Genomic DNA, 5,194 nt, shown 5'->3' with positions numbered 1-5,194 from the left:
TGAACATTCGGCGCACTACTACTTCCGTGACTTCTGGGGCGCCGACTCGGGAATGCTGGCCGCGCTCTACGTGCTGGCCGCGCTCGGCGAGCAGGAGCGGCCGCTGTCGGAGCTGACCGCCGACTACCAGCGCTACGAGTCATCCGGCGAGATCAACTTCACCGTGGACGACGCGCCCTCATGCGTCGACGCGGTGCTGAAATCCTTCGCCGCCCGGATTCAATCCATCGATCATCTGGACGGGGTGACGGTCGACCTCGGTGAGGGCAGCTGGTTCAACCTGCGCACCTCCAACACCGAGCCGCTGTTGCGGCTGAACGTGGAAGGACGCTGCGTCGAGGACGTGGACGCGGTGGTCGAGCACGTTGCCGGGGAAATTCGCCAGCAGGTGAGCGGGCCAGCCGTAGGTCAGACGGAGGCCGCGACGTGAACGCGACGCAGGCCACGATCGACCTCGATGACACCGAAGGCCTGCTGGCCGCGGATCGCGACGGGCTGCTGCGGGCGGCGTCGACGGCGGGTGCGCAGGTGCGCGCGGCCGCGGCGGCGCTCGACGAGGGTGCACTGGACGCGGTGCGCGGCGACGACCGTGTTCGCACGGTGATCTGGGTCGCCGGGCGAGGCACCGCCGAGACCGCAGGCACCATGCTGGCCGCGACGTTCGGCAGTTGGGCCGCCGCGCCGATCGTTGTCACCGCCGACGCGCCGTCGTGGATCGGCCCGCTCGATGTGCTGATCGTGGCCGGCGACGACCCCGGCGATCCGGCACTGGTCGCCGCCGCCGCGAGCGGAGTGCGCCGCGGCGCGCGGCTCGTCGTCGCGGCGCCCTACGCAGGTCCGCTGCGGGATGCCACGGCCGGCCGGGTGGCGGTTATGGAGCCGCGGCTACCGGTTCCCGACGAGTTCGGCCTATGCCGCTATCTGGCCGCCGGGCTGGCCGCCTTGCAAACCGTCGACCCCAAACTGCGGGTGGACCTGGCGGCGCTGGCCGATGAGCTGGACGCGGAGGCGTTGCGTAACAGCGCCAGCCGCGAATTGTTCACCAATCCGGCCAAGGCGTTGGTCGAGCGGATGTCGCGGCGCCGCGTCGTGCTGGCCGGGGACTGTGCCGCGACGTTGGCGCTGGCCAGGCACGGGTCTTCTGTCCTGCTGCGCGTCGCGCATCAGGTGGTCGCCGCCGCCGGGCTCGCCGACGCCCTTATTGCGCTGCGCACCACGGGGTCGGGGCTCGTCGACCCCGTGGAGGCGTTGTTTCACGACGAGGAGATCGACGGGCCGGTCGCCGAGCGGTTGCGGGTGCTGGCGTTGACGTTGGACGCCGAGCGCACGGTCGTGGCGTCTCGGGTCGCGCAGCTCGACGACGTCGACATCGTCGGCGCCGAAGATGTGCCGGAGGGGCCGGGTGCCAGCACAGCGCCGGTCGGTGTGCAACGGGCCGAGCAGCAGCTGGCTATATTGGCTGTCCGGTTGGAGATGGCGGCGGTTTATTTGCGACTTGTGCGGGGATAAGTAGACGGTGCAGTTGCTACGGGGTGCGATACGGACGTACGCGTGGGGATCGCGGACGGCCATCGCTGAATTCACCGGGCGGCCCGTTCCGGCGGCCCACCCGGAAGCGGAGCTGTGGCTCGGGGCCAACCCCGGTGATCCGGCTTGGCTGGAAAATCCGGACGGGGAAGTCTCGCTGCTGCAGGCGTTGGTCGCTGATCCGGAAGGGCAGCTCGGCGCGGTGACCCGCGCCCGGTTCGGCGACGTGCTTCCGTTTCTGCTCAAAGTGCTGGCCGCCGACGAACCGCTGTCGCTGCAGGCGCATCCGAGCGCCGAGCAAGCCGCCGAGGGTTACTTGCGCGAGGAGAAGCTCGGGATCCCGGTCACGTCGCCGGTGCGCAACTACCGCGACGCCAGCCATAAGCCGGAGTTGCTGGTGGCGTTGCACCAGTTCGAGGCGCTGGCCGGATTCCGTCCCGCGGCCAAGACCATCGAACTCCTGCGGGCCTTGGCGGTGTCCGACCTGGATCCCTACATCGATTTGTTGAACGATCAGTCCGATGCCGACGGCCTGCGCGCACTGTTCACGACGTGGATCACCGCGCCACAGCCCGACATCGACGTTCTGGTGGCCGCCGTGCTCGATGGCGCCATCCAGTATGTCACCAGCGGCGCAACGGAATTCGCGGCCGAAGCCAAGACCGTGCTGGAGTTGGGCGAACGGTACCCCGGCGATGCCGGGGTGCTGGCCGCTTTGCTGCTCAACCGGATAACTCTGGGTCCAGGGGAGGGGATCTTCTTGTCGGCCGGAAACTTGCACGCCTACCTGCGCGGTGTCGGACTGGAGGTAATGGCCAACTCCGACAACGTGTTACGCGGTGGTCTGACCCCCAAACACGTCGACGTGCCGGAGCTGTTGCGGGTGCTGAATTTCAACCCCACCACCGAGGCTCAACTGCGTGCACCAACGCACCGGGATGGACTCGGGTTGATCTATGACACGCCCACCGACGAATTCGCCGCGTCGATGCTGACGCTTGGTGACGACCAGCTCGGCCACGAAGTCGACGCGCCGTCACGCCACGACGGTCCGCAGATCCTGTTGTGCATCGAGGGTTCGACGACCGTGTCCGGAAAGTCTGCGACGCTGAAGCTCACCCGAGGCGCCGCGGCCTGGGTGGCCGCCGACGACGGCCCCATCCGGCTGATCGCCCAGGAACCGACCAAGATATTTCGGGCCACCGTCGGCCTGTGATTAGCGCTGCGCTGATTGAGTGACCCGCTGACGGTCTTGCCGGGCTTGGCGGCGCTCGGCGAGCCACAGCCGCATGTTGTGCCGGATAGTACGACCGACCAGCGCGGCTGAGGGCACCATGTAGAGGCTGTCCAGCAGCGAAAACCTGCGCAAAAACCATTCGGCGAGAACCGGATCGGTTTCCGCCGCTCCGAGGAACTGGTCGAACAGGCTGCCCACCGGCCGGTACCACCGGGGCGCCGGCCCGGTCGCATGGTGGAATCTATGGTCGCCGATGGCGGTCATCGTCCACACCGGGTAAGTGGTTTTGGCGGTGGCGCGGTTCACTTCGCGCGCCAGGTCTTCACTCGCGCCACTGGCCAAGGCTCGGCGCAGATGACCGGCCTGCAGCGAGGTCATCGTCATGCCCTGGCCGTACGTCGGGTCGAAGCTGACGACGGCGTCCCCGAGCGGCAAAATCCCGGCCGGAAATCGATCCAGCTTGTGATAGCGGCGCCACCGACTGGCGGGGAAGCGGTGGAAGGCCACCTCACCGACCGGTTCGGCCCGTTCGAGCGCGGCCGAGAGCCTGTCGGGCAGCAGCTTCTTGGCCAGCGCAAGCATTTCGGAAAAGGTATGCGGCGGTTCGACTTTCCCGACACCGAAAGTGGTCAGCACCCACCCGCCGTTCTCGAAGCCCAACAGGCCCAGCCCGAGCGGCTGCTGCTGGGACGCGCCGGCAACGACGACTCTTTCCCGGATCGCGCCGTCGGGGAGCCGAAACTGATGCGACGCATAGCCAATGCCCACTTCGACCGTCTTTTCGGGCGGGCGCTGATATCCCCACTGCTCCAGCCACACCGGCAATCTGGTGCCACGTCCGGCCGCGTCGACGACAACATCGGCGGCAACGAACTCGGGCTCGTCGGCGTCGCTGTCGAGCAGCACGCCAGTCACCCGTTGGGCGTCGGAGTCGAACCGCGGTTGGGACACCGAGCGATGTTGGATCTCGACATTGGCGATGTCGGCAACCCGGCGCCGGATCTGCCATTCCAGCTGCGGGCGGCTGGGTACGTAAGCAGTGAACTCGTCACGCAACGTGTGCCCGGTGCCCAGCACATGGCCAGCCGCACCGAAGTAGATGCAGTCCGGCCGGTTCTCCAGGACGGGAACCCCGGCCGCCACCATGTCGTCGAGCAGACCGGGGAAGAGTCCATCGAATTCCGCCGCGCCGCGGGCCATCAACAGATGGAGGTGCCGGCCCTGGGGGACCGCCGTGCGGTTGACGGCCGTGCTCGGGAGCTCGTCGCGCTCGAATATCGTGACCCGGTCGTAGAAATCCGACAGAACCCGCGCCGCACACAAGCCCGCGATGCTGGCCCCGATGACGATGGCATGCGCCCATTTCGTGTCCCCGCGCATGACCGCACAGTACTCGGTACTGTCCGGGTGCATGGCGGGTCGATGGCGCACCAAGTCCGTGGAGCAGTCGATCGCCGACACCGACGAGCCGGGTAGCCAGCTGCGTAAGGACCTCAGCTGGTGGCACCTGGCCGTGTTCGGGGTGTCGGTGGTGATCGGGGCGGGCATCTTCACCGTCACCGCATCAACAGCGGGAGATATCACCGGCCCGGCTATCTGGATCTCGTTTCTCATCGCGGCGATCACTTGTGGGCTGGCGGCGCTGTGCTACGCCGAATTCGCGTCGATGCTGCCGGTGGCGGGCAGCGCCTACACGTTCTCCTACGCCACCTTCGGTGAGTTCCTGGCCTGGACCATCGGTTGGAACCTGGTATTGGAGCTGGCCATCGGTGGCGCCGTGGTCGCCAAGGGGTGGTCGAGCTACCTGGGCACGGTGTTCGGATTAACAAGCGACACAATCGATCTCGGGTTCGTCAAGCTGGACTGGGGCTCGCTGCTGATCGTCGCGCTGGTTGCCACCCTGCTCGCGCTGGGCACCAAGTTGTCGTCGCAATTTTCTGCCGTCGTCACCACCATCAAGGTGTCGGTGGTGCTGCTGGTGATCATCGTCGGCGCCTTCTACATCAAGTCCGCGAACTACTCGCCGTTCATCCCGCCGGCCGAGACCGACCACGCCGGCGCCGGCGCCGATCAGTCGTTGCTGTCGCTGCTGACCGGCGCACACAGCAGCCATTACGGCTGGTACGGGGTGCTGGCGGGCGCGTCGATCGTGTTCTTCGCGTTCATCGGGTTCGACATCGTGGCCACCATGGCCGAGGAGACAAAGAATCCGCAACGCGACGTCCCTCGGGGCATCCTCTTCACGTTGGGCATCGTCACCGTGCTCTACGTGGCGGTCTCGGTCGTGCTGTCCGGGATGGTTCCCTACACCGCGCTGAAGACCACCCCTGACGGGCATCACGCGAACCTGGCCAGCGCGTTCGCGATCAACGGCGTGCACTGGGCTTCCGGCATCATCTCCGTCGGTGCGCTGGCCGGGCTGACGACGGT

General features: G+C 67.2%; 4 protein-coding genes and 1 pseudogene. 4 read left to right on the top strand and 1 reads right to left on the bottom strand.

Translation table 11 applies throughout. The features are described from left to right. From manB to manA, 3 genes and pseudogenes are all read left to right on the top strand, one after another. Positions 1-430: pseudogene (gene manB / locus VKI00_RS20690) on the top strand (phosphomannomutase/phosphoglucomutase); the annotation flags it as partial. Further along, complete coding sequence (locus tag VKI00_RS20685; RefSeq protein WP_324440715.1) at positions 427-1,509, top strand: TobH protein; 1,083 nt, start codon at positions 427-429, stop codon at positions 1,507-1,509. The pseudogene manB and the gene VKI00_RS20685, both read left to right, overlap by 4 nt. Before the next feature lie 7 nt (positions 1,510-1,516). Continuing rightward, complete coding sequence (manA, locus tag VKI00_RS20680) at positions 1,517-2,743, top strand: mannose-6-phosphate isomerase, class I (RefSeq protein ID WP_324440713.1); 1,227 nt, start codon at positions 1,517-1,519, stop codon at positions 2,741-2,743. Here the strand turns inward: manA and VKI00_RS20675 are convergent, their stop codons facing one another. Then, entirely contained in the window at positions 2,744-4,114 is a 1,371-nt protein-coding gene (locus VKI00_RS20675) for an oxidoreductase (RefSeq protein WP_324440717.1), read from the bottom strand. A gap of 61 nt (positions 4,115-4,175) precedes the next feature. Between VKI00_RS20675 and VKI00_RS20670 the strand changes: the two genes are divergently transcribed. Further along, positions 4,176-5,194: amino acid permease (locus tag VKI00_RS20670; RefSeq protein WP_324440711.1), on the top strand; the 1,019-nt coding region annotated here is incomplete at its 3' end.

The organism is Mycobacterium sp., assembly GCF_035314665.1.
GTDB lineage: Bacteria > Actinomycetota > Actinomycetes > Mycobacteriales > Mycobacteriaceae > Mycobacterium.
The sequence above is the reverse complement of the archived record's forward strand: the minus strand, read 5'-3'. Positions and strand labels throughout refer to the sequence as shown.